Annotated in this window: 24 protein-coding genes, 2 tRNA genes and 1 pseudogene; 22 read left to right on the plus strand and 5 right to left on the minus strand. The window is 64.1% G+C overall.

Going from position 1 to position 22,657, the window contains the following annotated elements:
• Nucleotides 1–90 precede the first annotated feature (90 nt).
• The 6 genes from C1878_RS02185 to C1878_RS02210 all read left to right on the plus strand — a co-directional run bounded on the left by C1878_RS02185 (nucleotide 91) and on the right by C1878_RS02210 (nucleotide 5,896).
• A complete protein-coding gene (locus tag C1878_RS02185; protein ID WP_114600051.1) occupies nucleotides 91–1,110 on the plus strand; it encodes an iron ABC transporter permease in 1,020 nt (339 codons plus the stop codon).
• Complete coding sequence (locus C1878_RS02190; RefSeq protein ID WP_114600052.1) at nucleotides 1,107–1,889, plus strand: ABC transporter ATP-binding protein; 783 nt, start codon at nucleotides 1,107–1,109, stop codon at nucleotides 1,887–1,889. The genes C1878_RS02185 and C1878_RS02190 overlap by 4 nt, the downstream gene beginning before the upstream one ends.
• A 9-nt stretch (nucleotides 1,890–1,898) precedes the next feature.
• Nucleotides 1,899–2,600 (plus strand): GTP-binding protein, encoded by a 702-nt coding sequence (locus C1878_RS02195; RefSeq protein ID WP_114600053.1) that lies wholly within the window; start codon nucleotides 1,899–1,901, stop codon nucleotides 2,598–2,600.
• Entirely contained in the window at nucleotides 2,597–3,619 is a 1,023-nt protein-coding gene (locus C1878_RS02200) for an ATP-binding cassette domain-containing protein (RefSeq protein ID WP_199519265.1), read from the plus strand. The genes C1878_RS02195 and C1878_RS02200 overlap by 4 nt, the downstream gene beginning before the upstream one ends.
• A gap of 96 nt (nucleotides 3,620–3,715) precedes the next feature.
• Nucleotides 3,716–4,834, plus strand: coding sequence for an ABC transporter substrate-binding protein (locus tag C1878_RS02205; protein ID WP_114600054.1), 1,119 nt, complete (start codon nucleotides 3,716–3,718; stop codon nucleotides 4,832–4,834).
• Nucleotides 4,835–4,858: 24 nt separating this feature from the next.
• Nucleotides 4,859–5,896, plus strand: a complete 1,038-nt coding sequence (locus C1878_RS02210; protein WP_158539664.1) for an ABC transporter substrate-binding protein — start codon at nucleotides 4,859–4,861, stop codon at nucleotides 5,894–5,896.
• 208 nt (nucleotides 5,897–6,104) lie between these two features.
• Here C1878_RS02210 and C1878_RS16685 read toward each other — a convergent pair whose 3' ends face one another.
• Both C1878_RS16685 and C1878_RS02225 read right to left on the minus strand, forming a co-directional pair.
• Nucleotides 6,105–6,533 (minus strand): DUF2510 domain-containing protein, encoded by a 429-nt coding sequence (locus C1878_RS16685; RefSeq protein WP_199519266.1) that lies wholly within the window; start codon nucleotides 6,531–6,533, stop codon nucleotides 6,105–6,107.
• A gap of 120 nt (nucleotides 6,534–6,653) precedes the next feature.
• Entirely contained in the window at nucleotides 6,654–7,136 is a 483-nt protein-coding gene (locus tag C1878_RS02225; RefSeq protein ID WP_114600056.1) for a helix-turn-helix domain-containing protein, read from the minus strand.
• Between the two features lie 170 nt (nucleotides 7,137–7,306).
• Between C1878_RS02225 and C1878_RS02230 the strand changes: the two genes are divergently transcribed.
• Nucleotides 7,307–8,188, plus strand: a complete 882-nt coding sequence (locus C1878_RS02230; protein ID WP_114600057.1) for a putative manganese transporter — start codon at nucleotides 7,307–7,309, stop codon at nucleotides 8,186–8,188.
• Between the two features lie 221 nt (nucleotides 8,189–8,409).
• Nucleotides 8,410–9,012, plus strand: a complete 603-nt coding sequence (locus C1878_RS02235) for an HD domain-containing protein (protein WP_114600058.1) — start codon at nucleotides 8,410–8,412, stop codon at nucleotides 9,010–9,012.
• Between the two features lie 66 nt (nucleotides 9,013–9,078).
• On the opposite strand, the gene C1878_RS02240 is transcribed toward C1878_RS02235, so the two are convergent.
• Together C1878_RS02240 and C1878_RS02245 are read right to left on the minus strand one after the other, a co-directional pair.
• Nucleotides 9,079–10,347 carry an MFS transporter gene (locus tag C1878_RS02240; RefSeq protein WP_114600059.1) on the minus strand — a complete coding sequence of 423 codons (1,269 nt, stop codon included), beginning with the start codon at nucleotides 10,345–10,347 and terminating at the stop codon, nucleotides 9,079–9,081.
• Nucleotide 10,348: 1 nt separating this feature from the next.
• Nucleotides 10,349–10,807, minus strand: a complete 459-nt coding sequence (locus C1878_RS02245) for a universal stress protein (protein ID WP_114600060.1) — start codon at nucleotides 10,805–10,807, stop codon at nucleotides 10,349–10,351.
• A gap of 270 nt (nucleotides 10,808–11,077) precedes the next feature.
• Between C1878_RS02245 and C1878_RS02250 the strand changes: the two genes are divergently transcribed.
• The 12 genes and pseudogenes from C1878_RS02250 (at nucleotide 11,078) to C1878_RS02305 (ending at nucleotide 17,192) form a co-directional block, all read left to right on the plus strand.
• Nucleotides 11,078–11,153: transfer RNA gene (locus C1878_RS02250), tRNA-Lys, on the plus strand.
• A 65-nt stretch (nucleotides 11,154–11,218) separates the two neighbouring features.
• Nucleotides 11,219–11,292, plus strand: a tRNA-Gln gene (locus tag C1878_RS02255).
• A gap of 238 nt (nucleotides 11,293–11,530) precedes the next feature.
• A complete protein-coding gene (gene infA / locus C1878_RS02260) occupies nucleotides 11,531–11,749 on the plus strand; it encodes a translation initiation factor IF-1 (RefSeq protein WP_009306918.1) in 219 nt (72 codons plus the stop codon).
• Nucleotides 11,750–11,931: 182 nt separating this feature from the next.
• Entirely contained in the window at nucleotides 11,932–12,045 is a 114-nt protein-coding gene (rpmJ, locus tag C1878_RS02265; RefSeq protein WP_006363204.1) for a 50S ribosomal protein L36, read from the plus strand.
• Nucleotides 12,046–12,063: 18 nt separating this feature from the next.
• Nucleotides 12,064–12,432, plus strand: coding sequence for a 30S ribosomal protein S13 (gene rpsM, locus C1878_RS02270; RefSeq protein ID WP_080143796.1), 369 nt, complete (start codon nucleotides 12,064–12,066; stop codon nucleotides 12,430–12,432).
• A gap of 10 nt (nucleotides 12,433–12,442) precedes the next feature.
• Nucleotides 12,443–12,841, plus strand: a complete 399-nt coding sequence (gene rpsK / locus C1878_RS02275) for a 30S ribosomal protein S11 (RefSeq protein ID WP_041239256.1) — start codon at nucleotides 12,443–12,445, stop codon at nucleotides 12,839–12,841.
• A gap of 19 nt (nucleotides 12,842–12,860) precedes the next feature.
• Nucleotides 12,861–13,487, plus strand: coding sequence for a 30S ribosomal protein S4 (gene rpsD, locus C1878_RS02280; protein ID WP_114600061.1), 627 nt, complete (start codon nucleotides 12,861–12,863; stop codon nucleotides 13,485–13,487).
• A gap of 29 nt (nucleotides 13,488–13,516) precedes the next feature.
• Nucleotides 13,517–14,467, plus strand: coding sequence for a DNA-directed RNA polymerase subunit alpha (locus C1878_RS02285; RefSeq protein ID WP_114600062.1), 951 nt, complete (start codon nucleotides 13,517–13,519; stop codon nucleotides 14,465–14,467).
• A gap of 13 nt (nucleotides 14,468–14,480) precedes the next feature.
• A pseudogene (rplQ, locus tag C1878_RS17040) lies at nucleotides 14,481–14,831 on the plus strand (50S ribosomal protein L17); the annotation flags it as partial.
• Between the two features lie 626 nt (nucleotides 14,832–15,457).
• Nucleotides 15,458–15,709: a BAG1 BAG family molecular chaperone regulator 1 gene (locus C1878_RS02295; protein ID WP_114600064.1), complete on the plus strand. Its 252-nt coding sequence runs from the start codon at nucleotides 15,458–15,460 to the stop codon at nucleotides 15,707–15,709.
• Nucleotides 15,710–15,868: 159 nt separating this feature from the next.
• Nucleotides 15,869–16,234: a hypothetical protein gene (locus tag C1878_RS02300; RefSeq protein WP_114600065.1), complete on the plus strand. Its 366-nt coding sequence runs from the start codon at nucleotides 15,869–15,871 to the stop codon at nucleotides 16,232–16,234.
• 103 nt (nucleotides 16,235–16,337) lie between these two features.
• A complete protein-coding gene (locus C1878_RS02305; RefSeq protein WP_114600066.1) occupies nucleotides 16,338–17,192 on the plus strand; it encodes an energy-coupling factor transporter transmembrane protein EcfT in 855 nt (284 codons plus the stop codon).
• 138 nt (nucleotides 17,193–17,330) lie between these two features.
• Here the strand turns inward: C1878_RS02305 and C1878_RS02310 are convergent, their stop codons facing one another.
• Nucleotides 17,331–19,067, minus strand: a complete 1,737-nt coding sequence (locus tag C1878_RS02310; RefSeq protein WP_114600067.1) for an FAD-dependent oxidoreductase — start codon at nucleotides 19,065–19,067, stop codon at nucleotides 17,331–17,333.
• A 201-nt stretch (nucleotides 19,068–19,268) separates the two neighbouring features.
• Here C1878_RS02310 and C1878_RS02315 point away from each other — a divergent pair, with 201 nt between their 5' ends.
• Entirely contained in the window at nucleotides 19,269–20,855 is a 1,587-nt protein-coding gene (locus C1878_RS02315; protein ID WP_158539666.1) for a response regulator transcription factor, read from the plus strand.
• A gap of 332 nt (nucleotides 20,856–21,187) precedes the next feature.
• A complete protein-coding gene (locus C1878_RS02320) occupies nucleotides 21,188–22,603 on the plus strand; it encodes an ATP-binding protein (RefSeq protein ID WP_114600069.1) in 1,416 nt (471 codons plus the stop codon).
• Nucleotides 22,604–22,657: the final 54 nt, after the last annotated feature.

Below are 22,657 nucleotides of genomic sequence, written 5' to 3' on the forward strand. Positions count from 1 at the left end.
AAAAAGATATAAATACGGTCGGTGCCGTCCTGAAGGATGGCGGGGCGTGGTTGGCGGATGCCGCGGGAGAAACGGGGCGCAAGGGTGCGGATGGCGTTTTGGAAAAGGCACTACGTTCTAACCCTGTCGCTTCTGCTCGTCGCCGTGTTCCTCGTCTCGCTCTTCGTGGGACGCTACGGCATGTCGCCTGCGGAGATAGGGTCGCTCGTGCTCGAAAAGCTCGGAGTGGGCGATTTCGCCAACGCGAACGCCGCGCATACGGCGTTCTTCGTCATCCGCGTCCCGCGCAACGTCGGAGCCGTTCTGGTGGGAGCGGGCTTGGCCTGTGCCGGCGCAGTGTTCCAAGGCGTGTTCAAGAACCCCATGAGCTCGCCCGACATCCTCGGTGCGGCCACGGGCGCGGGCTTCGGGGCGGCGTGCGGCATCCTGCTCTCGCTTTCCGCGGTGGCCGTGCAGCTGTTTTCCTTCGCGGGAGGGCTTGCGGCCGTGCTGCTGACGTGCGGTATCGCCCGCAGCATCGAGGGGAAGGGTGCGACGCCCGTCACGCTCGTGCTCACCGGTATCGTGGTATCGGGCATATTCCAAGCCGGCATCTCCTTGACCAAATACGTGGCCGACCCCAACAGCACGCTTCCCTCCATAACGCTGTGGCTCATGGGCACGTTCTCGAGCCTCACGTGGGCCGACGTCGGCCAGCTGGCGACGCTCCTCACGGTTTCGGTGTTGCCGATGTTCCTGTTCCGATGGCGTCTGTCGGTTCTGGCCATGGGCGACGAGGAGGCTAAGACGCTCGGCGTGAACGTGCCGTTGGTCAGGATGGTGCTCATCGTGTGCGCCACGCTAGTCACGTCGACGGCGGTGGCGTACTGCGGCGTCATCGGGTGGATCGGCCTGGTGGTGCCCCATATGGCGCGCAGCATCGTCGGGGCCGACTGCACGAGGCTGATACCCGCGTCCCTGCTGTTAGGCGGCAGCTTCTCGCTTGCCGTCGACATCGTCGCGCGCAGCCTGCTGCCCATCGAGCTTCCGCTCGGCATACTCACGGCGCTTATCGGCGCGCCGTTCTTTCTATTCCTGCTCAAACGCAGCCGCGGGGGGTGGAGCCGATGATCGCGGTGCGCGATTTGCGATGCGGATACGACGGCCGGGCCGTTGTGGAGAATGTGAGCTTCGAGGTGGAACGCGGCCAGGTGCTCGTTTTGCTCGGGCCGAACGGCGTGGGCAAAACCACGCTGTTCAAGACCGTGCTGGGCCTGCTTCCCCGCCTGGGTGGAGAGGTGCTGCTCGACGGTGCGCCGCTCGATGCGAAGCCGGGCAGCGACGATCTGAAGCGCATCGCCTACGTTCCCCAGGCGCATGTCCCCGCTTTCGCGTTCACCGTGGCGGAGGTGGTGGTCATGGGCCGCACGCCGCGCATCAAGGCGTTCGCCGCGCCATCCGAGCGCGATCGGGCCTTCGCGCGGAAAACGCTGGTCGAATTGGGGCTGGAGCACCTCGCCGAGCGCCCGTACACCGAGGTGAGCGGCGGAGAGAGACAGATGATCCTCATCGCCCGCGCGCTGGTCCAAGAGCCCGACGTGCTCATCATGGACGAGCCCGCGGCTAGTTTGGATTTCGGCAATCAAGCCATTCTGCTGCGCATGGTGCGCGATTTGTCGCGTTCCCGAGGGCTTTCCGTGCTGATGACCTCGCATAATCCCGATCACGCGCTGCTCGTCGCCGACAAGGTGCTGCTGCTGAGCAAGGGCGGCGGCTGTCGCTGCGGGCGGGTGGAGGACGTGTTGGACGACGAGAGCCTGACGGACGCCTACGGAACGCCCATCGACATCATCGAGAAAGCGGCCGGGCCGAACGGCGCGGCGCTGCGCAGCTGCGTGCTGCGGCTTTAGGAGGACAGGGTGAAGCTGGTAACGTTTTCGGGGCCGCCTTCGAGCGGCAAGACGTCGGTTATCTTGAAGTTAGCGTCGCTGTTCGAGGGCCGCTACCGTTTGGGAGCGGTCAAGTTCGATTGCCTGACGAGCTGCGACGGGGCCCTGTACGAGCAGGCGGGCATTCCGGTGGAAACGGGCGTGAGCGGCGTGCTGTGCCCCGACCATTACTTCGCCAGCAACATCGGGGCCTGCCTCGCATGGGGGGAACGCCAGGGGCTCGATCTGCTGGTGAGCGAGAGCGCCGGCCTGTGCAACCGCTGCTCGCCCCATTTGCGCGACGTGGCCGCAGTCTGCGTCATCGACATCCTTTCGGGTATCGAGGCCCCGCGCAAGATCGGTCCGATGCTCAAGTTGGCCGATTTCGTCGTCATCACGAAAAGCGACCTCGTCTCTCAGGCGGAGCGCGAGGTGTTCGCCCTGCATACCGTGCGGGCTAACCCTCGGGCGCGCATCCTGTTCGTGAACGGCTTGACGGGGCAGGGCTCCCGCGTTCTGGCCCAAGCGTTGGAGGAAGCCCTCGACGCGCAGGGAGACCAGGTCGAGCGTCTGCGGTTCACCATGCCCGGCGCCGTGTGCTCGTACTGCTTCGGCGAGATGAAGATCGGCGACAAGTACGCCACCGGCAACATCAAGTACATGACGTTTTCCGACGGAGGGGAGCGACGATGACGGATATCCTCGACCTCCTTTATGTGCGGCTCGCAGACGAGCATCCCGTGTGCGTCCGGTTCTTCGACGAGCTGGGCATCGCACCTCCCGCCGCGCACGAAACGCCGCGCCATCTGTTCGCCTCGCTCGACGAGTTCGAGCTTTCGGATTGCGGCATGAGCGCCGCAGCGCTCGAAGAGAGCCTGCTCTCGTACGTGCGGCGCATGGAGTCGTTGTCGGCTGCAGCCGGCCCGCCGGTGAGCGAACTGCGTATACGAGGCGGCGTGGACAAGGACGGCCGCGCGGAATCGCTCGACCTCGTGATGCGTGCGGGCGAGGTGGCCTGCATCGTGGGCCCCACCGGCTCGGGCAAAAGCAGGCTGCTCGAGGACATCGAGTACCTCGCGCAGGGGGACACGCCCACGAAACGACGTGTGCTCGTCGATGGGACCGTTCCCGACGACGCCGTGCGCCATGCCGTCGAGAGCAAGATCGTCGCGCAGCTCTCTCAAAGCATGGTGTTCGTCATGGACCTGCCCGCGCGCTCGTTTTTACGGCTGCATGCCGAGAGCCGGATGATGCCCGAGGGACGCATCGACGAAACAGTCGAGCGGGCCATCTCCTGCGCAAACGACCTGGCCGGCGAGCCCTTCGAGCCCGACGCGTCGCTCACGGTCCTGTCGGGCGGGCAGTCGCGCGCGCTCATGATAGCGGACCTCGCCTTCATCAGCACGTCTCCCATCGTTCTGATCGACGAGATAGAGAACGCGGGTGTCGATCGCAAGCGTGCACTCGATCTGCTGATCCGCAACGACAAGATCGTGTTCGTGGCCACGCACGATCCGCTGACCGCCCTCATGGGAGACAAACGCCTCGTCGTGGGCAACGGAGGCGTGCGCCGCGTCATCGAGCCGAACGAGGCCGAGCGCTGCAACCGGGACGTGCTCTGCACGGTCGACGAGCGGCTGATGGAGCTGCGGCGCTTGGTGAGGGCCGGCGAGCGCATTGACTTCGACGTGAGTTCGTTCATGAGTCCGTAAGGGCCGGGCACCCTTCGGGGCCGTTCGGATAGAAGGCATATCGCGCGCGCCCGACAGAGTGCGCGCTGTGCAGGCAATCGTGTAAAAGGAGGCACTATGGAATCTGGAACGATGCGGAAACCGACGAAGCGGGCGCTTTTGGCCCTCGCGGCGTCGCTGGCTTTGGCGTTCTCGCTGATGCTTGCGGCGTGCGGCAGCCCTTCGGCGCAAAACGACAAGCAAACCGAGCCGGCGGCCCAGGAGCCCGCCGAGCAGACGATCACCGACATGGCCGGGCGTGAGGTGACGATACCGGCGCACCCGACGAAGATCATGGGGGCGGCCAACCCCGACGGCATCATGCTGTACAGCATCGACCCCGAGCTGCTGACGGGCTGGACGTTCGACCTGAGCGCCGACGCGAAGCAGTACCTCGACGCGACGGCCGCAAGCCTTCCGAAGATAACGAGCGTGAGCAAATGGGAGGATCCCAACAAAGAGGAAATCCTCAGCATGGATCCCGACTTCATCTTCGTCACCGTCGACCTGAGCAACACCGACATGGCGCTCTACGACGACCTGACGGCCCAAACGGGCGTCCCCGTGGTGGTGGGCGACGCCGAGCTCGCCAACTTGGACGACACATACCGGTTTTTGGGAACGATTCTCGACCAGAAGGAGCAGTGCGACAAGCTGGCCGGCTACGTGAGCGACACGTTCTCCGACGTCGACGCGGTCATGGCCAAGGTGCCGGAGGCCAGCAGGGCGCGCGTGCTCTACTCCACGGGCGACGACGGCACGCAAACGTGCGGGGACAGCAACTGGAACGGGCAGTTCGTCACGCCGGCCGGCGGGGTGAACGTGTGCGACACCGACCAGACGAGCGGGTTTGCGAACGTGTCGATGGAGCAGGTGCTGACATGGCAGCCCGACGTGATCGTGTCCACGGCCAAGGGCGATCTGGCCTCCCTCTACGGCGGCGAGGCATGGGCCGACGTCAAAGCGGTTCAAAACGGCGAAATATACGCCGCTCCCCAAGCCCCGTTCAGCTGGGTGGACAAGCCGACCGGGGTCAACCGCATCATCGGCGTGAAGTGGACCAACAGCATCCTGTATCCCGACAAGGCCGCCTACGACCTGAAGGCGGACGTGAAGGAGTTCTACCAGCTGTTCTACCATTGCGATCTTTCCGACGCCCAGGTGTCCGACCTGCTGGACACGAAGGTATCCCGGTAACCGGAGCCGGCGATGCGACGTTACGTGAAAAAATACGACCTGTCCGATGCGGACCGAGCCAAGCTCGACTACGTTCTGAGCGTGCACGGCCCTGGAATGAAGGAGGTCTCTCTCGCCTCCAATGCGTTCGTCGCGCGTTACAACAAGACCCATGACCGCCCGCTCAAGGGCGGGCATGGGTCCTTGGCGCATCCCGACCCGAATTACGCGGACCTGAGCTTGGTCGAGGATCCCGCCAAGCTGCCCGACGTCGTGGGCGGCATGGGGTTCGGAGAGTTCTTCGGCAGGGCCTTCATCGACCGTCATGTGCTCGGGGGCCGGTTCCGGCCCGTGCCGTACCCCGCTCCGCCCATTCCCTTGTTCGACGGCGTCGACCTTGTCGACCGCACGGGCAGTTACCATATATACGGCGGCAGCGCCTTCGACTTCTTGGTCGACGAGAGGAAGCTGGAGGGAAGGCCCGTGCCGCGACGATGGGAGGACCTGTTGGACCCGCGCTACCGGGGCATGGTCGTGTGCGGGTTCAACATCGACGACATCAACGAGGTGTTCCTGCTGTATTTCTACCAGCGCTATGGGCTCGACGGGGTCGCCGCGTTCGCCGACAACCTGGCCGCGCCCATCGACACGCTCGACATCATGCGCACGTCTCTGCGGCAACGCAACTGCCATGCCGTGTACCTGCTGCCGCACTTCTTCTCGACGGCCGCTCCGCACGAAGAGCATCTGCTGCGCGTTTGGCCCGATGACGGAGCGTTGCTCGCGCCCTATTTCTTTCTTGTCCAGCGCGATGGGGGCGAGCGCGCGGACGCCATCGTCGATTTCTTCTTCGGCGAAGGGCTTGCGCGCGCCCTCACAAGCAAGGAGATGTTCCACGTCTACTCGTCGGGTTTGGGCAACGAGTACGAGCATCGACGGTTCAAGTGGCTCGGATGGGACTGGCTGCTTGAGCGCGACATCGTCGAAACCATGCGCGCCATCGATGCCGTCGCGGTGCCCCGCGTGCTGAAGAGGCATCCGGAACTCGAGAAGGACATCGGCCGGGCCCTCTGGAACGGCTGAGGGCGAGGCGGTTTTGTTCTTCCAGCCTCACTTCTTGTCGGAGAGGCGTTTCCTCACTGTTGCCGAATCTTAAGGAACGATGGGCTTCGGCAACCATCCCGCCCCTAGCTAGTCGAAGCGGGGTCGCCGTGGGGCGACCCCGCTTACTATACGCGCCAGCACGAACACGAAGGCGCGGGCGCGCGAGCTGGCGCAACGCCTTTGCGCTTTATGCGTCTTTCTTCGAGATGAGCAGCAGGATTCCGCCCACGATGGTCACGAACAAAAGCGTGCACACGCCGAAAGCCGTGGTGTTGGGCTTGGTTCCCTTGTAGATGCCCCAGCAACGAACGGTCATGGGGATCATCCATGCGAGCGGAATGATCAGCCAGCACGTCGTCACGGTGGAGACGATGCAGAAGATGAAGGCGATCAGCCTCAAGGTGGCGTCGTTCCCGCTGTCCATGACCTGAGCTTGCGGGTAGTAGGTCTGGCTGGCTGCGGGCTGCGCGTAGCCCGGGTTGCCGTAGCCGGGGGCCTGACCGGCTTGAGGCTGCACGTCGGTGAAGTCGTCGGTCCACTGCATGCCGTTCCAGTATCGAAGCTTCGCGGGATTTCCCGCCGGATCCGGATACCATCCGGCTTGTTGATTCGTCATGCCGCCTCCGTATGCGATTGGGGTATTGGTACCCGGCCAGTATAACCGAAAACCTAAAACGGCACGTTTTTGTTTGGCGGTTTGACCGGCTCGCCCTCTCTCGAACCGGTTCTTTGCACGTTAGAGGGTTGGCGGATGGGCCAGCTCCCGTATCGTCACGAACACGCCCACCAGCACCATGACGATGGAGAGCCCCTCCATGAAGCCGCCCAAGAAATCCATCGTATCGCTGATGGAGGGAACGACGAGGGTCCTGCCCATGGAGATGAGCGCGATGCCCAGCACGATGACGAGTATGCCCATGATCAGGCGCTTCTCATGCTGCACTTGCTCCACGGTCGCCAGGGCCCGACGCAGGGCGTCGTCGGAGGCGCGACGTTCCTGCTCCTGCTCGATGGCCCTGCCGCTTAGCAGCTCGTTAAACGTGATGCCCAAGGCGTCGCACAGGGGTTCCATAAGCGAGCAGTCGGGCATGCAGCGGCCCGTTTCCCATTTCGACACCGCCTTGCCGGAAACGCCCAGCTCGTTGGCCAGCTGCTCCTGCGTCACGCCGCGCTCCTTGCGCTTGGCCGCGATGAACCGGCCCGTCGTTCGTGCATCCATGAGAATGCTCCTTTCGTCTGGACGATCATACGTAATCGGGCGGGGATCTTCCACCTACCACAGGTAGAAAACGGTAGAGGGGCGGGCGGCCGCAGGGCAGACGTTGGGAAAAGGTGACCGTTTAACGACGCGGTGACCACGGGCGTTGCGTTGCACTACAATACCAACCCATGGAAGCATTCTTCGACATAGCGGCGGACGTGCTGGTGGACGCCACCAAGGACACGCTCTACCTCATCCCGTTTCTGTTCGTCACCTATCTGGTCATGGAATGGCTCGAGCACAAGACGGGCGACAAGGCCGAGGCAGCCATTCAGCGCGCGGGCGCGGCCGGCCCGTTCATCGGCGCCATCGTGGGCGTGGTGCCGCAGTGCGGGTTCTCGGCGGCTGCGGCCACGCTCTGGGCCGGACGCGTCATCACTCTGGGCACGCTGTTCGCGGTGTTCTTGTCCACGTCGGACGAGATGCTGCCCATCTTCATCGCCGAGCAGGTGCCCGTCGACGTCATCCTGAAGATACTCGGGGCCAAGATCATCATCGGCATGGTGATGGGCTTCGTCGTGGACGCGGCCTTGCGCGTCGCGCGCCGCATCGACTCGCCGCTGCACATCCACGACCTGTGCGAGCACGACCACTGCCACTGCCACGACGGCGAGGGCGGCATCCTGAAAAGCGCCGTCAAGCACACGCTGCAGGTCACGGTGTTCGTGTTCGTCATCACGCTCGTGCTGAACGCCGTGCTGGCCGTGGTGGGCGAGGAGGCGCTCGGCGAGTTCCTCACCGCGAACCCGGCGCTCTCGGTGTTGGGTTCGGCGCTGGTCGGCCTCGTGCCGAACTGCGCGGCCAGCGTCGTCATCGCCCAGCTGTACGTGGACGGCATCCTGGGCTCGGGCGCCATGCTAGCCGGCCTGCTCGTGTCGGCCGGCGTGGGCCTGCTCGTGCTCTTCCGTGCGAACCGACATCCGGGCCAGAACGTGCTGGTGGTGGTACTGCTGTACGCAACGGGCGTGACGTGGGGCTTCATCGCGAATGCGCTGGGGATAGTGTTTTAGGCGGACGGAGTAGGGCGAGAGGTAACATAACGCCCCTTTTCGTGTAAGCATTTGACCTGGTGATATCGACCATAATACCAGGTCATTATAGGAAAAGTGAAAAGCACGAAAAGGGCCGCGATGTTGCGTTCTCGAGTCGGAAGTTGCCGTGGGCGGGCTCCTCGCCTGTCCCGCGGTTTTGCGATAGCATAGGGAAAGACCGTCGAGGATAGGAGATTCTTATGGCGAAGCTGGAAGCCGGCATCACGCGCGACGACGCGTTCGCGCTGCTGCAGGATCACAACAAGGACCCGTTCCATATCGAGCACGCCGAAACGGTGGAGCAGACCATGCGCTACTTCGCGCGCGAATACGACCCGGAGAACGAGGAGTTCTGGGGCATCGTTGGCCTGCTGCACGATCTGGATTGGGAAGAGCACGACGACGAGCCCGAGCTGCACACCATCTATGCGGCGAAGGACATCGAGGCCGCCGGCGGCTCGCCCGAGCTCATCCGCGCCATCCAGAGCCACACGTCGGACTTCAACCCCGAGCTGCCCAAGCCCGAGCTGCAGATGGAGAAGATCCTGTTCGCCACCGAGGAGCTCACGGGCCTCATCGGCGCCGCCATCGTCATGCGCCCCAGCAAGAGCGTCATGGACTTCGAGGTGAAGTCGCTCAAGAAGAAGTTCAAGGACAAGCGCTTCGCCGCCGGCGTCAGCCGCGACGTCATCCGCTCGGGCGCCGAGATGCTGGGCTGGGAGCTGGACGAGCTGTTCGCCCGCACCATCGAGGCCATGCAGTCCTTCGCTCCGGACAAAGACACGTTCGTTCCCGCCGAATAGTCCGCGCCGGGAGCGGTCTCGCTCCAATCGACGAACCTCCTCGTAGGAGCGGGCTGCTGCCCGCTCCTACGATTCGTCCTGGGCGCGCAGCGTTTGCCGCATGCGCCCCTTGCGGCGGCTGACAACCAGGTAGATCGCCAGCGCCAGAATGGCCACGGTGGACATGGCCTCGAACAGCCCTCGATACCCGAACACGGGTTGCACCAGCCCCAGCAGGAGCGGCCCCACGCCCACGCCCACGTCCAGCAGGATGTAGAACGTGGAGTTCGCCAGGCTCAGCCGGTCGTCGGGGGCGATGCGCACGGCCAGCGCCAGTCCGCTCGCCTGCACGGTGCCCACGCCGAAGCCCAGAAGCGCCGCTGCCACGAGCATGGCCGCAGGCCGATGGACGGTGGCCAAAAGCCCCATTCCCACGATGAACGCGATGAAGGCCGGCACCATGACCACGCGGTCGCCTTTGCGGTCGAACAGCTTGCCCGTGAAGGGTCTCGTGACGAACGTGGCCACGGCGTACACCACGAAGAAGAAGCTGGCCGGCGCCTCAAGACCGCTCTCCGCGGCGAACGGCGTGAGGAACGCGAGCAGGCTGGAATAGCAGAAGAACAAAAGCGCGCACACGCCGCCGATGGGAAGCACGCTGGATTCGAGGTAGTTCGCCATGTTGAAGCGCGGCACGCGGAAGCCGCCCGCGCGTTCGTCGCGCTCTTCCCGCGCGATCTCGTCGGCCGCCTCGTCTATCTGGGCGTCGCTTTCCTGCGCGGCTTCGGGAACCTTCAGCTGGGCGGCGGCCAGCAAGGACAGCGCCGCAACGGCCGCCGTGGTGGCGAACAGAACGAAGAAGCCGGCGTTCTGCGTGAGGAACATGCCCAGAAACGGGCCGATGGCGGCGCCCAGCGTGACGGAAAGCATGTAGTAGCCCACGCCCTCGCCCTTGCGGCTGTCGGGCACGAGCGCCGTCACGATGGTGCCGATGGTGGTGGAGCACATGCCGTAGGCGAAGCCGTGCAGCAGGCGGATGAGGAACAGCGGCGCGAAGCCCAGCCCGACCAGGTAGAGCGCCGAGAACGCCACCTCGCCGATCGCGCCGAGCACGAGCAGCCGTTTGCGGCCCACCTTGTCCATGATGCGCCCGCTTACCAGGCGCGCCGCGAGCGCGCCGATGATGAAGATGCTCGCGGCGAGCCCTGCCGTGGCAGCGGGGGCGTCGTAGGTCTTCATGGCGTAGTCGGCCACCACGACCATGAGGCCGTAGTAGTTCACCATGAGCAGGAAGTTCACGGCGGTGCCGAGCGTGAAGTCCTTCGTCCAGAGTTTCGCCTGTGCCGCCTTGGACATGTTAACGGGCCTCCTGGTCGATCGCCGCGTTCGCGCGCCCCGCGTCGGGCGCGTCCTTCGCAATGAGCACGGCCACGGGAGACCCTTGCACCACGGCGTAGCTCACGCTGCCCAGGTACCCTTTCACGCCGCCTTTGCCGCGGCTGCCCATGACGATGAGGTCGCAGCCCTCGTCCTCGGCGCACTTCAGCAGCAGGTCGGCGGGCGAGGTGCCCTTCAGCAGGTGCGCGTGGGCCTTGTTCGGCACGCGCTCGGCCAACTGCTGCAGGCCGGCGTGCACGCGGTTCGCCTCCTCGATGAGCGGGCCCTCGGCACCCGTTCCCATGGCGACCAACTTCAAGACGTGGACGAACACGAGCTCCACGTGCTCGTCTTGCGCGCCGATGGACTGCGCGAGGTCGAGGGCTTTCGCGGAGGGGGCGGATCCGTCGTAGGCGACGAGGACTTTCGAGCACCACATAGATACCACGGCCTTTCGATGGGCGGGTTGAGGGACGGCCGCGCAGGGCCGTTGAGAAGAGCCGGCGGGGGACTGCGCGTACCTTGACGATTGTAGTACGACCTGCGCGACGGGGGCGTTACGGCTTCGTTTCAACCGAAAAGCGCCGCAGTAGCGTCAGCATAAGACGAGGGGACAGCGATATTCGAGGAGGTGCGCAGGCGTTGCCAACATTTTCATTGACCGCCCTTGCCGCCCCGGCTAAAATGGGTACTTGCGCATTGCGGACGTGGGCCGTTAGCTCAGCTGGTAGAGCAGGGGACTTTTAATCCCAAGGTCGCGGGTTCGACTCCCTCACGGCCCACCATTTCAATGTCCGTGCGCACGGCGCCCATTTGGGCGCGCCGCGCTGCAAGCGCCTCCGTTTGAAACTGGGCCATCGTCCAACGGCAGGACTCTGGTTTTTGGTACCAGCTATCCAGGTTCGAATCCTGGTGGCCCAGCCAGTTTTGGACGCTGCTCGACCAAAGCCGACAAGGCGGCTGCGCTTCGCGCGAATACCTGGCGGTCCCGTTTCTCCGGCGAGGACCGCGCGGCATCGAACCGCACGCCTGGCAAGCAGGTGACTTCGAACCAGCGGGTTTGTTGGTGTTGTGCGCCCGTTTATTTTTCTTGCCCCAATCTCCCATCTTTTGGTATCATCTATGGTTGCTGTTTAGTGACGATTTGCTTGAAGGAGCACTTTTGACCAAAGAAGATGTTATCGAGCTCGAGGGGACCGTCCTCGAAGCGTTGCCGAACGCTATGTTTAGGGTGGAGCTCGAAAACGGCCACAAGATATTGGCCCATATTTCCGGCAAGATGCGTATGCACTACATCAAGATCCTCCCGGGGGACAAGGTGACGGTGGAGCTTTCCGTCTACGACCTGAACCGCGGGCGCATCACCTACCGCTTCAAGTAAGCACGCGAATTTGCGCGACCTGTGAACCAGGTGTGCGCATTTTGTGTGCCAGCGGCGCGATTTGCGCCGTGCCAACGGCTCCACTAGCAAGTCCACGCACGAAACGACAAGCAAGAAAACAACCGCCTGCGGCTGGGCGTATGTATAGACCTGAGCAACACATAAACCGAAAGGAAATGATTATGAAGGTACGTCCTTCGGTCAAGAAAATGTGCGACAAATGCAAGATCATCCGACGCCACGGCAAGGTGCTCGTCATCTGCGAGAACCCGCGCCACAAGCAGCGTCAGGGCTAGGAAAGAGGAGAATCATCTATGGCTCGTCTTGTTGGTGTCGACCTTCCTCGCGACAAGCGCGTTGAAATCGGCTTGACCTACATCTACGGCATCGGTCTGACCACCTCCAAAAAGATCCTCGCCGACACCGGCGTCGATCCCGACGTCCGCGTCAAGGACCTCACGGAGGACGATCTGACGAAGCTGCGCGACTACATCCAGGAGAACATCAAGGTGGAGGGCGACCTGCACCGCGAGGTTTCCCAGAACGTGAAGCGCCTCATGGAGATCGGTTGCTATCGCGGCCTGCGTCATCGTCGCGGCCTGCCCGTTCGCGGCCAGCGCACGCACACGAACGCACGCACCCGAAAAGGGCCTCGTAAGCAAATCGGCGGAAAGAAGAAGTGAGGTAGCTTAAGTGGCAGCAAAGAAAAACGTGCGCACGCGCATCAAGCGTTCCGAGCGTAAGAACATCGCCGTGGGCGCCGCGCACATCAAGTCTACGTTCAACAACACCATTGTGAGCATCACCGATCCCCAGGGCAATGTGATCTCCTGGCAGTCTGCCGGCACGGTCGGCTTCAAGGGCTCTCGCAAGTCCACGCCGTTCGCCGCGCAGATGGCCGCCGAGGCCGCCGCGAAAACGGCCATGGAGCACGGGCTGCGCAAGGTGGCGGTGTTCGTCAAGGGCCCGGGTTCGGGTCGCGAGACGGCCATCCGCTCGCTGCAGGCCGCCGGTCTGGAAGTTTCCAGCATTCAGGATTGCACACCCATTCCGCACAACGGTTGCCGTCCGCGCAAGCGTCGTCGCGTGTAACTGAAAGGATCGAAGTATTATGGCTCGTTATACTGGAGCGGACTGCCGTTTGTGCCGTCGTGAAGGTGCGAAGCTCTTCCTGAAGGGCGATCGCTGCTACACGGACAAGTGCGCAATCGAGCGCCGCAACTACGCGCCGGGCGAAGCCGGCAAGAAGCGCGTGAAAGAGAGCGAATACCGTCTGCAGCTGCGTGAGAAGCAGAAGACCAAGCGCATCTACGGCATTCTCGAGAAGCAGTTCCATCACTACTACGAAATCGCCGGCCGCCAGCAGGGCGTCACGGGCGAGAACCTGCTGCGCATCCTCGAGAGCCGTCTGGACAACGTCGTGTACCGTCTCGGCTTCGCGAAGTCTCGCGCCGAGGCTCGTCAGCAGGTGCGTCACGGCCACATCACCGTGAACGGCCGCCGCGTGGACATCCCGTCCTTCCGCGTGCGTCCCGGCGACCTGGTCGCCGTGGCCCCCAAGGCCAAGGACCTGCTGGTCATCAAGAGCGCGCTCATCTCCAACGAGCGCGTACAGGTGCCGGCGTGGCTCGAGGTCGATATCGAGAAACTGCAGGGCAGCGTGCTTGCTCTTCCGCAACGCGATCAAATCGATTTGGACATTCGCGAACAGCTCATCGTCGAACTTTACTCGAAATAATCGCGGCATAGTAAGGAGGCTTACACAACATGACAGAGTTCATGAGGCCTACGGTAACAACGGAAGAAGTCAACGACACTGTCGCGCGTTTCGTCGTGGAACCGCTCGAGCGTGGCTACGGCTACACGCTGGGCAACTGCATGCGCCGCGTGCTGCTCTCGTCGCTTGACGGTGCGAAAGCAACCGCCATCCAGATCGAGGGCGTGCAACATGAGTTCACCACGGCCGAAGGTGTCATCGAGGACATCACCGACATCGTGCTGAACGTGAAGGGCCTCGTGTTCTCCGCGCTCAACGAGGACATCGAGGAGGCCACGGCTCACGTGTCCGCCGAGGGTCCTTGCACGGTGACGGGCGCCGATCTGGACATCCCGACCGAGTTCACGCTGGTGAACCCGGAGCACGTCATCGCCACGGTCGCCGACGGCGGCCAGCTGGACATGACGATCCGCATCGGGGTGGGTCGCGGCTACGTGTCCGCGGAGCGCAACAAGCGCACCGAGGACCCCATCGGCGTCATCCACGTTGACTCGTTGTTCTCGCCGGTCCGCCGGTGCACGCTCAACGTCACCGACACCCGTGTGGGTCAGCGCACCGACTACGACAAGCTCGTGCTGGAGGTTGAGACCGACGGCTCCATCGCGCCTTCCGAGGCCGTGTGCCGTGCCGCCAACATCATCAACCAGTACATGGGGGCGTTCCTGGGCCTGTCCGACATCGTGGACGAGGAGGAAGGCGAGGTTCCCTCCATCTTCGCTCCCGAGGGGCAGGAGTCCAATGCCGAGCTGGACAAGCAGATCGAGGACTTGGACCTTTCCGTCCGCTCCTACAACTGCCTGAAGCGCGCCGGCATCCATTCGGTCCGCCAGCTTGTCGAGTTCTCCGAAAACGACTTGCTGAACATTAGGAACTTTGGTGCGAAGTCCATCGAGGAAGTGAAGGACAAGCTCATTTCCATGGACCTCAATTTGAAGCTTTAGGAGATACGAGATCATGAGACACTACAAGAAGGGGCGCAAGCTGGGCACCGACACCAGCCACACCAAGGCAATGAAGAAGAGCCTGGTGTGCGCGCTGCTGGCGAACGACCGCATCAAGACCATCGAGTCGCGCGCCAAGGAGATCCGCCCCGACGTTGACAAGATCATCACGTGGGCGAAGCGCGGCGACCTGCATTCCCGTCGTCTCGCCATCGCGGCGCTGGGCGACAAGGAGCTCGTGCGCGAGGTGTTCGAGAAGGTCGAGCAGGGCATGTTCCAGGATCGCCAGGGCGGCTACACCCGCATCATGAAGCTGGGTCCCCGCAAGGGCGACGACGCCCCCATGGTTATTATGGAGATGGTGACCGAGCCCGTGAAGGCGAAGAAGGAAGAGGCCAAGCCCGCTGCCAAGAAGGCCGCGAAGAAGGCCGCTCCGAAGAAGGTCGAGAAGACCGAGGAGCCCGAGGCCCAGGCCGAGGAGAAGGCTCCCGAGGCTGTGGAGGCTCCCGCCGAGGAAGCCAAGGCCGAAGCCGTTGAGGCCAAGGTCGAGGAGACTGCCGTCGAGGCCGCCGACAAAGCCGAGGAAGCTGCCGCCGAGAACGCGGAAGCCGCCGAGGCCGAGGCTGTGGAGAAGGAGAAGGCCGAATAGCCTTCTGCCGCCCCGCGCCTACGCACTGCACTGAACGGGAACCTTCGGGTTCCCGTTTTTTAATGCCCAAAAAGGGGACGGTCCTCTTTTTGTCCTAAAGGGGGACAGTCCCCTTTTAGGACATTTGCTTGTCGAGCGCGCGGAGGGTTGCGGGCGGCTTGCCCGGGCGTGCGGTCGCCTTCGTGCGCAAGCGGATGGGGATTCGGCGTTTGATCGGGTGATATGCAATCGTTGCGCGACCGTCAGCGGGCGGAAACCGGCTTGGCGGAAGCGAAGCTTACAATGGGTTCGGTCGAAAGCATTTCCCAGCAAACGGGAGTTCAAGCGAAAGGAGCCGGACCATGGCTGAAACCACGACGAAGGAAGACGTCCGCATCGACGCGGACGAGGCGGCCGAGCTGAACCGCGAGGCGGCGGACGAGCTCGAGCGCATCGAGCGCGATGTGAAGCGCGAGGCCGAGGAGTACGTCGAGGCCGTCGACGGCGACGGTTGCGAGAAAGAGTCCGTGGAGGCCGCCGCCACCGCGTTCGACTTCGAGAAGGCGGAAGGCGACACCGAGCGGATAGCAACCGACTCGTCGGAGCGCCTGTAAGGAGCTTGACGTGCGGTTAGGGTCCCCTTCGCCGCATCAGACGGCGCATCGATCCTCCGTGGGCGAACCGTTGCAGCCCCGTTTTCGCGCGGAAGCCGGCAGCCCGCGCCGCATCCCTAGAATGAGAGCGAATCCGTAATCCCTTTGAAAGGAGCAGGCATGGTTGATCAGGCTTACAAGACGGGCGATGCGTCCGTCGATATGAAGAACGGTGCGAAGGACATGGCTCACGATGTGAAGAACAACGTGAAGGACGCGTTCCACGAGGCGAAGGCGGGCGTCAACGAGCGCCGCGCCGAGGACGCCGCCGCCGACCGCGAGCACCAGGTGGCCCAGCAGACGGGCAGCACCGATGCCGCCATGCGCGCCCAGCAGCACGAGGACCGCAAGGACCAGAAGTCCGAGGGCTTCATGGATTCCGTCAAGGAGTCGCTCGGCAAGGCCGGCGAGGCCATCAAGGAGGCCGCGACCGACGCGAAGGACAACATCAAGCAAGGCGCCGAGAACATCAAGGAAGGCAGGTAGCTCCCGGCAGCCGGGGAGTGCGAATCCGGCTGCTTGCGATCCTTGTCACCCTGTTCGAAAGCCCGCAGCGTCGTGCTGCGGGCTTTTCCGTTATACTGCCAGCATGCGAATCGACGTCAGCTCCTATATCCCCGGATCATCGCCCGTTCACGCGTGCGACGCGCGCGTGAAGATCGTGCTGCTCGCCGCGTACTCGGTCGCGCTGTTCCTCGTGGACACGTGGACGGGGCTCGCGCTGTGCGCCCTCTTGTTCGTCGCGGTGGCGGCTTCGTCGGGCGTGCCCGTCCGTCGGTTCTTCGCGCTTCTCGTTCCCGTGTACGTTATCGCGGGGTTCGCGGTGCTGTTCAACGGCTTCGCGTTCGACGTGTCGCAGGCCGTTCCGGGCACGGTGCCCACCGTTCTGGGTGGCGCTTCTGCGGGGATGCTCGCCTCCTCGCCCCCCGTGGCCCTCATCGGGTCGTTCGGCTTCGTCCCCGCCGGATTTGCCCGCGGGTGCTTCTTCGCGGCGCGCATCGTGCTGTTGGTGGTGGCCAGCCTGGTGGTCACGTACACGACCACCTCCACGGCGCTCACCGACGCGCTCGCCGACTTCCTGCGGCCGCTGCGCCGCCTGCGCGTGCCCGTAGACGACATCGCCATGGTGTTCTCGCTGGCGCTGCGGTTCATTCCTGTCACGGCCGAGGAGTTCGGCCGCGTGCACGATGCCCAGCAGGCGCGCGGCGCGGCGTTCGCCGAGGGCACTTTGTGGCAGCGTCTGCGCGCATGGCAGACCGTGCTCATACCGCTGTTCGTGGGTCTGTTCCGTCGTGCCGACGCGCTGGCCGCCGCCATGGACGCCCGCTGCTACGGAGCCGGGGCGGCCCGGACATCCTTGCGAGACCGCCGCTTCACTGCGAAAGGCGCCGGCGTGCTCGCCGTGGGGATCGCGGCATGCGCGGCCCTCGCCTGGTTCCTGTAGCACCGCAACCCAAGCAGGCGCGCCTGCGCGCGAAAAAGCCCGGACGCAGGGAGGGAGTGAGCGTCCGGGCCGAAGGGCGCCGCAGGGACGGGCGCCGCGAGGCGGCCGTCCGCTTGGCGGACGGCCGCAGGTTGAGCGCTACTTCTCCGCGCCGGCCAGGTAGCGGCCGGTCACGTAGCCGAACGTGAGGCACGTGCCGCCCAGGTTGTGACCGGGGAAGTGCGTGGAGTAGCAGTTGTTGTACATGTCGCCCACCGTGGAGCCCAGGCAGTACAGACCCCCGATGACCTCGTCGTCGGCGTTCATGACCTGCAGGTGCTCGTTGCAGCGGATGCCGCCGGTGGTGGAGAGGAACCACGGCGTGCACTCGATGCCGTAGAACGGGCCCTTCTTGATGGGCAGCAGCAGCTCCTTGCGCTTTCCGAACTCCTCGTCGACGCCGGTCTCGCAGTAGCCGTTGTAGGCGGCGATGGTCTTGAGCGCCTCGTCCTTTGGCAGGCCGAGTTTCTCCACGAGCTCTTCCACGGTGTCGGCCTTGATCATCTTCACCGGGATGTCGCCCGAGCCGTTCATGTTGATGGTGCCGGGGCCGTCGACGACCGTCTGCCAGTAGGCGCGCACGTCGTCGGGCGTGTCGAACACCTTCGGGCCGTCCACGTAGCGGTGGTTCTGCCACTGCGGCTCGTTGGCGTAGTCGTCGTCCCAGATGGCGAACGCGTGGTTGCCCTTCTGGTGCATGAGGGCCAGCCCGCCGTGAGAGATGACGTTGTCCTCGTTGTCGTAGCGGCGGCCGTCCTCGTTCACCATGAGGCCCTGGAACGCGCGCACCTGGCGCGTGATGGAGCGCCACTGGAAGCAGAAGATCATGGGCGCGGGGGTCTCGCTCTTGTCCACCGCGGCGCCGGCCCAGTACGCCATCTTGTGGCCCGAGCCGTTCCATATGCCGCCGAACTCGGTTTGGTGCGCCGCCCAGGGGATGAACTTCTCCAGCATGTCTTTGTCCTGGCCGAAGTCGCCTGTGGCGATGACCACGCCGTTCTTGCCGTTGAAGCGCACGTAGCCGTCCTTGCCCTTCGCCACGACGCCCACGACCTTGTCGCCGTCCTTCGCGAGCTGCTGCGCCTCGGTTTCGTAGCGGATGTCCACGCCGGCTTTCTCGCAGTACAGCGCCATGTTCGCGCACACGTCCTGCTGCGGGTTGTCGTCGGGGCCCTTGCCGTTCGGGCCGTCGAGGAACTCGTGCGTGCCGGGGAACTCGCCGTTGATGTTCTCGGGGTCCTCGTACCAGTGCTCCATGACGGGCGTGAGGTCGTCGCCGCCCACGGAGCTGGCCGCGGTCATGCGGTCGATGAGCCAGTCCATGGCCTCGCCCGAGCGGTTGAAGTGCAGCATCCACTTGCGGCCGTCGACGCGGTAGGAATGGTAGCCCATCATGCGCTTGTAGCGCTGCGCCACCTCGTCCACGGAGCACTCGTAGCCCTTCTCCTTCGTGAGCTTCGAGTTCATGGCGTAGATGGATCCGCCGCGGCCGATGACGTGGTCCATGCGCTCCAGCATGACGACGTTCGCGCCTTCCTCCGCCGCCGCGAGCGCGCAGCACAGGCCCGAGAACCCGGCACCTATCACCACGACGTCGGCGTCCACCGTTTCCTTGATGTCGCCCTCGGCGATGGGGTCGGGCGCGGTCTCGAAGTCGTAGGCGCCGCCGCTTTTGCTGCTGGAGGCAGACGAGCCCGCCTTGCCCTCCTTCGGTTGCGCCGCGCAGCCGGCGAGCGCTCCCACGCCCGTGACGGCGGCCGCACCCACGGCGCCGGTGGCGAACGCTCCCTTGAGGAAGCTGCGTCGATCCATGCTCAGGCGTTTCTCGTTTTCCATGGGATACCCCTTCCCTCCTGTGCGGAACCCCTCGGTTCCGCCTGGTGCCCGGTGCCCTCCGCACCGCGGCGTTGCCCGCACTCTAGCATGCGCGGTCGGCATCCCTCTTCGCCCATCGCAGGGAAAAAGCCGAATCGCGCGTTTTCACCCTACGGGGTGAGGCGCGACGCGGTATGCTTATGCGCGGGAAGGGGAGGGCCCATGAAGGAAAGCCACGTTCGTCATCTGTTCAACGAGCCGGGCGACCGCCAGCGCGTGCGCGCGGGGCTCGGCCATGCTGCGGCGGGGCACGTCCGCATCGCGCTGTCCATGGCATGTTACATGGTATGGCTGATCGCCTGCTGCACGGGGCCGGCCGTCGAGCTGGGGGCGGCGGTGCCGGGTCGGGGCGCCGCCACGCTGTTCGTGCCGGCGTGGATGGGGCCGCTCGCGTGCATGGCGGCAGCGAGCGCGGTCATAGCCGTGTGGTTCAAGAAAACGCGGAAGGTGCCCAGCGCGCCTTCGTGGATCGTTGCGCTGGCCTCGCTCATGACGTTGGCCTCGGCCCTGCATTTGGTATGGGCGCTCGACACCGGGCTGCCGCCGGCGGCAAGAGGCGCGCTCTACCTGCTGTCGAGCTTGGTCATGGGAGTGGGTTGCGCGCTGTTTCGCGTGGAGGTCGATCGCGTGTTCGGCTGGATCGGCACGCAGCAGACGCTGTACCAGGGCATGATGGCCACGGTGGCTGCCGCCGCGGTGCTCGTGGCGCTGGCGATGGCGGGCCAGGCGGCCGAGGCGGGCGACGCGCCCTTGCTCACGGTGTCGCTCGTTTTGCCGTTCGCCGCCGCCATGCTGTTGCGCGCGGTGGTGGGCGGTTTTCCGAAGGCGCGCTACTTCGGGCACGGGCGCGACGTGCCGTTGCCGTTCCCTGCGAAGTTCGTGGCCACGTCGTGCGTGCAGGGCGCGGCGGCCGGCGTGCTGTTCGCGGGGGTGTTCGTGCTGGGCGGTGCGGGTGCGGGAAGCGCGGTTGGCGATGCCGCAGCGTGGTCGGCCTCGTTTGGGAACACCCTTCTGCGCTCGGCTGGGCAGCTCGCGGCCGTGGGACTGCTGTTCGCCACGTTGGTGTTTCTGAGGCTCGACTTCAATCGGTTGGTGTACAAGGTGGCGTTCCCGTTCGTGGCCGCCGGCTTCGTGCTGCTCGCGCTGCTGCCCGATGCGGTGGTGGCGGGCGATGCGGTGCTGGCGGCCGGTTTCTGCTACCTCGACCTGGTGCTGTGGAGCTTGGGCGCTTGCCTGATGAAGAACATGGGGATGCCCGCCACCTGGATCGCCAGCTGCCCGGGCGCGGCGTTGTTCTTCGGGGTGGTGGCGGGAGGCGGCGTCGCCCTGGCCTTCTTGAACGGCGAGCCGTCGCCCGACGGTCCGTTGCTCGCCAGCTGCGTGGCGTGTTTCGTGCTGGCGACCGCCCTGTTCCTGTCGAGCGGGAGCAACCTCAAGTACGGTTGGGGCACCGTGCGCCCCGGCGAAAGCAGCCTGGCTGCGGGCGATTTGGCGGGCGTGGTGAAGTTCGTGGCCACGGAACGCGAGGTCACGCAGCGCGAGAGCGAGGTCATGCTGCTGCTGGCGCAGGGCAAGTCGCGCCGTGCCGTATGCGAGGCGCTGTCCGTGTCGCCCGACACGGTGAAGACGCACGTGCGCAGCATCTACCGCAAGCTCGCCGTGCACTCGCAGCAGGAGCTCGTAGACTACCTGGCGCGCGAGCGCGAGGACCTGGCCGCCGACGGCTCCGAGCAACCGCTGGAAACGTGAGGGCGGCGTGCTCCGCTTCGCGTCCGCACCCCGCTGTACTGGCAGCTTAGCTTGATAAAACGCATCGTCGCGACCATCATCGCGCCCATCGTGTCGGAAACTCTGCAGAGGCGCTCTCCTGAGCGCCAATCGCACAATCCGCCCGAAGAAGTAAAACCTGCGGCGAGCGCACCCAGCTTTCTGCAAGTCCGCAAACCCTAGTCCTCCAGATGCTTAAGTTGACCAAGAGCGCATCTCGTTTAATCAGTCGATAATCAAATCGTAACTTGTTAAATCGTAACTTCATAAAGTATACTTTTATTAAAATCAAGAAATCAAGAAAGAAGGCGCCAATGCCCTTTGTTGGAAGAGAGCGAGAACTCGGAACACTCGAACAGCTATACAAAGCCGGCACGTTCCAAATGCCCGTCATTTACGGGCGTAGGCGCGTAGGCAAGACAAGTCTCATCAACAGGTTCATCGAAGGCAAGCCCGCTGTGGTTTTCACGGCGCAAGAATCGAGCGCGAAGGAAAACCTTATAGCGCTGAGCAGAGCCATCGCCGAGTTGTCTCAGAATGACGGAATAGCAGCGCTCGATGCTCCCGTACCGGTTTTCGAGTCGTTCGATGCGGCGTTCGAACAGATTTTCCGCATTGGGCGCAAACGTCGCATCGTCTTCGTGATCGATGAGTACCCCTATCTGGCGCAGAGCCATCGTCCGGTGTCCTCGCTGCTCCAGGCGAAAATCGACCGCGAGAAAAGTGATAGCAAGCTGTATCTCATCCTCTGCGGATCGTCCATGAGCTTTATGGAGCACCAGGTGCTGGGTTACCAAAGTCCCCTGTACGGCCGCAGGAAGGCTCAGATCAAGGTTCAGCCGTTCGACGTGTTCGATTCCGCAAAGCTGCTCGACGGCATGCTGGCCGAGGATGTGGTGGCCTGGTACGGCGTGGTGGGCGGCATCCCTCTGTATCTGGAGCAATACGAGCCTTCGTTATCGCTTGAGGAGAACATGGCGGAGAACCTACTGCGGGTGGACTCCTTCCTCTACGGGGAGCCCGATTCGTACCTGCAGCAGGAGCTGCGCGACCCGGCCATGTACAACGCCATCACGCGCGCGGTGGCCTCGGGTATAGGCAAGTCGTCCGAAATCGCCGATGCGGCGGGCATCGAAGCGGCCGCGGCGACGGGTTATCTGAAGAGCCTCATGGAGTTGGGTGTGATTTGCAAGGAGCAGCCCGTAGTCGATGCGAACCGCAAGAAGGTGCGCTATCGCATAGCCGACAACCTCTTTCGTTTCTGGTATCGGTTCGTGCCGCAGTACGCAACACCCTTGCAGGCGGGACGGCAGAGGGAGATCGCGCGGCTCGTTTCGGAGCGGCATCTGTCAACGTATCTCGGTCCGATGTTCGAGGATGTGTGCAGGCAGTGGCTGCTCCGCGAGATGGGCTCAACTCGCGTGCCGCTCATTTTGGATGTCGGTCGTTGGTGGGGGAACGATCCCGTGCGCCGCGAACAGGCGGAAATCGACATTGTCGCCCTTTGCGACGAAGGTGAGATCCTTTTCGCCGAATGCAAATGGCGCGAGAAGCCGACGGACGTTGACGTGCTCGAAACTTTGGAGCGACGCAGCCTTCTGATTCCTGCGGGTAAACGCCTTTTGTTCGTGTTCTCGAAGTCGGGGTTCACCGAAGCGTGCCGGTCGCGCGCGGAAGAGCTGGGGGCCATCTTGGTGAGCTTAGACGAGATGGAGCTCTCTTCTCGATGAGGGGCGGCTTAATGTTTGGGCGCGGAGCGAATCGAACACAGGGAGCGCTTGTTC

The organism is Gordonibacter sp. 28C (genome assembly GCF_003339845.1).
Lineage (GTDB): Bacteria > Actinomycetota > Coriobacteriia > Coriobacteriales > Eggerthellaceae > Gordonibacter.

Bases quoted from the DNA above. Each gene is read 5' to 3' on its own strand.
- C1878_RS02185 (WP_114600051.1), top strand. From the start codon at position 91: ATGGCGTTTTGGAAAAGGCACTACGTTCTAACCCTGTCGCTTCTGCTC.
- C1878_RS02190 (WP_114600052.1), top strand. From the start codon at position 1,107: ATGATCGCGGTGCGCGATTTGCGATGCGGATACGACGGCCGGGCCGTT.
- C1878_RS02200 (WP_199519265.1), top strand. From the start codon at position 2,597: ATGACGGATATCCTCGACCTCCTTTATGTGCGGCTCGCAGACGAGCAT.
- C1878_RS02205 (WP_114600054.1), top strand. From the start codon at position 3,716: ATGGAATCTGGAACGATGCGGAAACCGACGAAGCGGGCGCTTTTGGCC.
- C1878_RS16685 (WP_199519266.1), bottom strand. From the start codon at position 6,533: ATGACGAATCAACAAGCCGGATGGTATCCGGATCCGGCGGGAAATCCC.
- C1878_RS02225 (WP_114600056.1), bottom strand. From the start codon at position 7,136: ATGGATGCACGAACGACGGGCCGGTTCATCGCGGCCAAGCGCAAGGAG.
- C1878_RS02230 (WP_114600057.1), top strand. From the start codon at position 7,307: ATGGAAGCATTCTTCGACATAGCGGCGGACGTGCTGGTGGACGCCACC.
- C1878_RS02235 (WP_114600058.1), top strand. From the start codon at position 8,410: ATGGCGAAGCTGGAAGCCGGCATCACGCGCGACGACGCGTTCGCGCTG.
- C1878_RS02240 (WP_114600059.1), bottom strand. From the start codon at position 10,347: ATGTCCAAGGCGGCACAGGCGAAACTCTGGACGAAGGACTTCACGCTC.
- C1878_RS02245 (WP_114600060.1), bottom strand. From the start codon at position 10,807: ATGTGGTGCTCGAAAGTCCTCGTCGCCTACGACGGATCCGCCCCCTCC.
- rpmJ (WP_006363204.1), top strand. From the start codon at position 11,932: ATGAAGGTACGTCCTTCGGTCAAGAAAATGTGCGACAAATGCAAGATC.
- rpsM (WP_080143796.1), top strand. From the start codon at position 12,064: ATGGCTCGTCTTGTTGGTGTCGACCTTCCTCGCGACAAGCGCGTTGAA.
- rpsD (WP_114600061.1), top strand. From the start codon at position 12,861: ATGGCTCGTTATACTGGAGCGGACTGCCGTTTGTGCCGTCGTGAAGGT.
- C1878_RS02285 (WP_114600062.1), top strand. From the start codon at position 13,517: ATGACAGAGTTCATGAGGCCTACGGTAACAACGGAAGAAGTCAACGAC.
- C1878_RS02295 (WP_114600064.1), top strand. From the start codon at position 15,458: ATGGCTGAAACCACGACGAAGGAAGACGTCCGCATCGACGCGGACGAG.
- C1878_RS02300 (WP_114600065.1), top strand. From the start codon at position 15,869: ATGGTTGATCAGGCTTACAAGACGGGCGATGCGTCCGTCGATATGAAG.
- C1878_RS02305 (WP_114600066.1), top strand. From the start codon at position 16,338: ATGCGAATCGACGTCAGCTCCTATATCCCCGGATCATCGCCCGTTCAC.
- C1878_RS02310 (WP_114600067.1), bottom strand. From the start codon at position 19,067: ATGGAAAACGAGAAACGCCTGAGCATGGATCGACGCAGCTTCCTCAAG.
- C1878_RS02315 (WP_158539666.1), top strand. From the start codon at position 19,269: ATGAAGGAAAGCCACGTTCGTCATCTGTTCAACGAGCCGGGCGACCGC.
- C1878_RS02320 (WP_114600069.1), top strand. From the start codon at position 21,188: ATGCCCTTTGTTGGAAGAGAGCGAGAACTCGGAACACTCGAACAGCTA.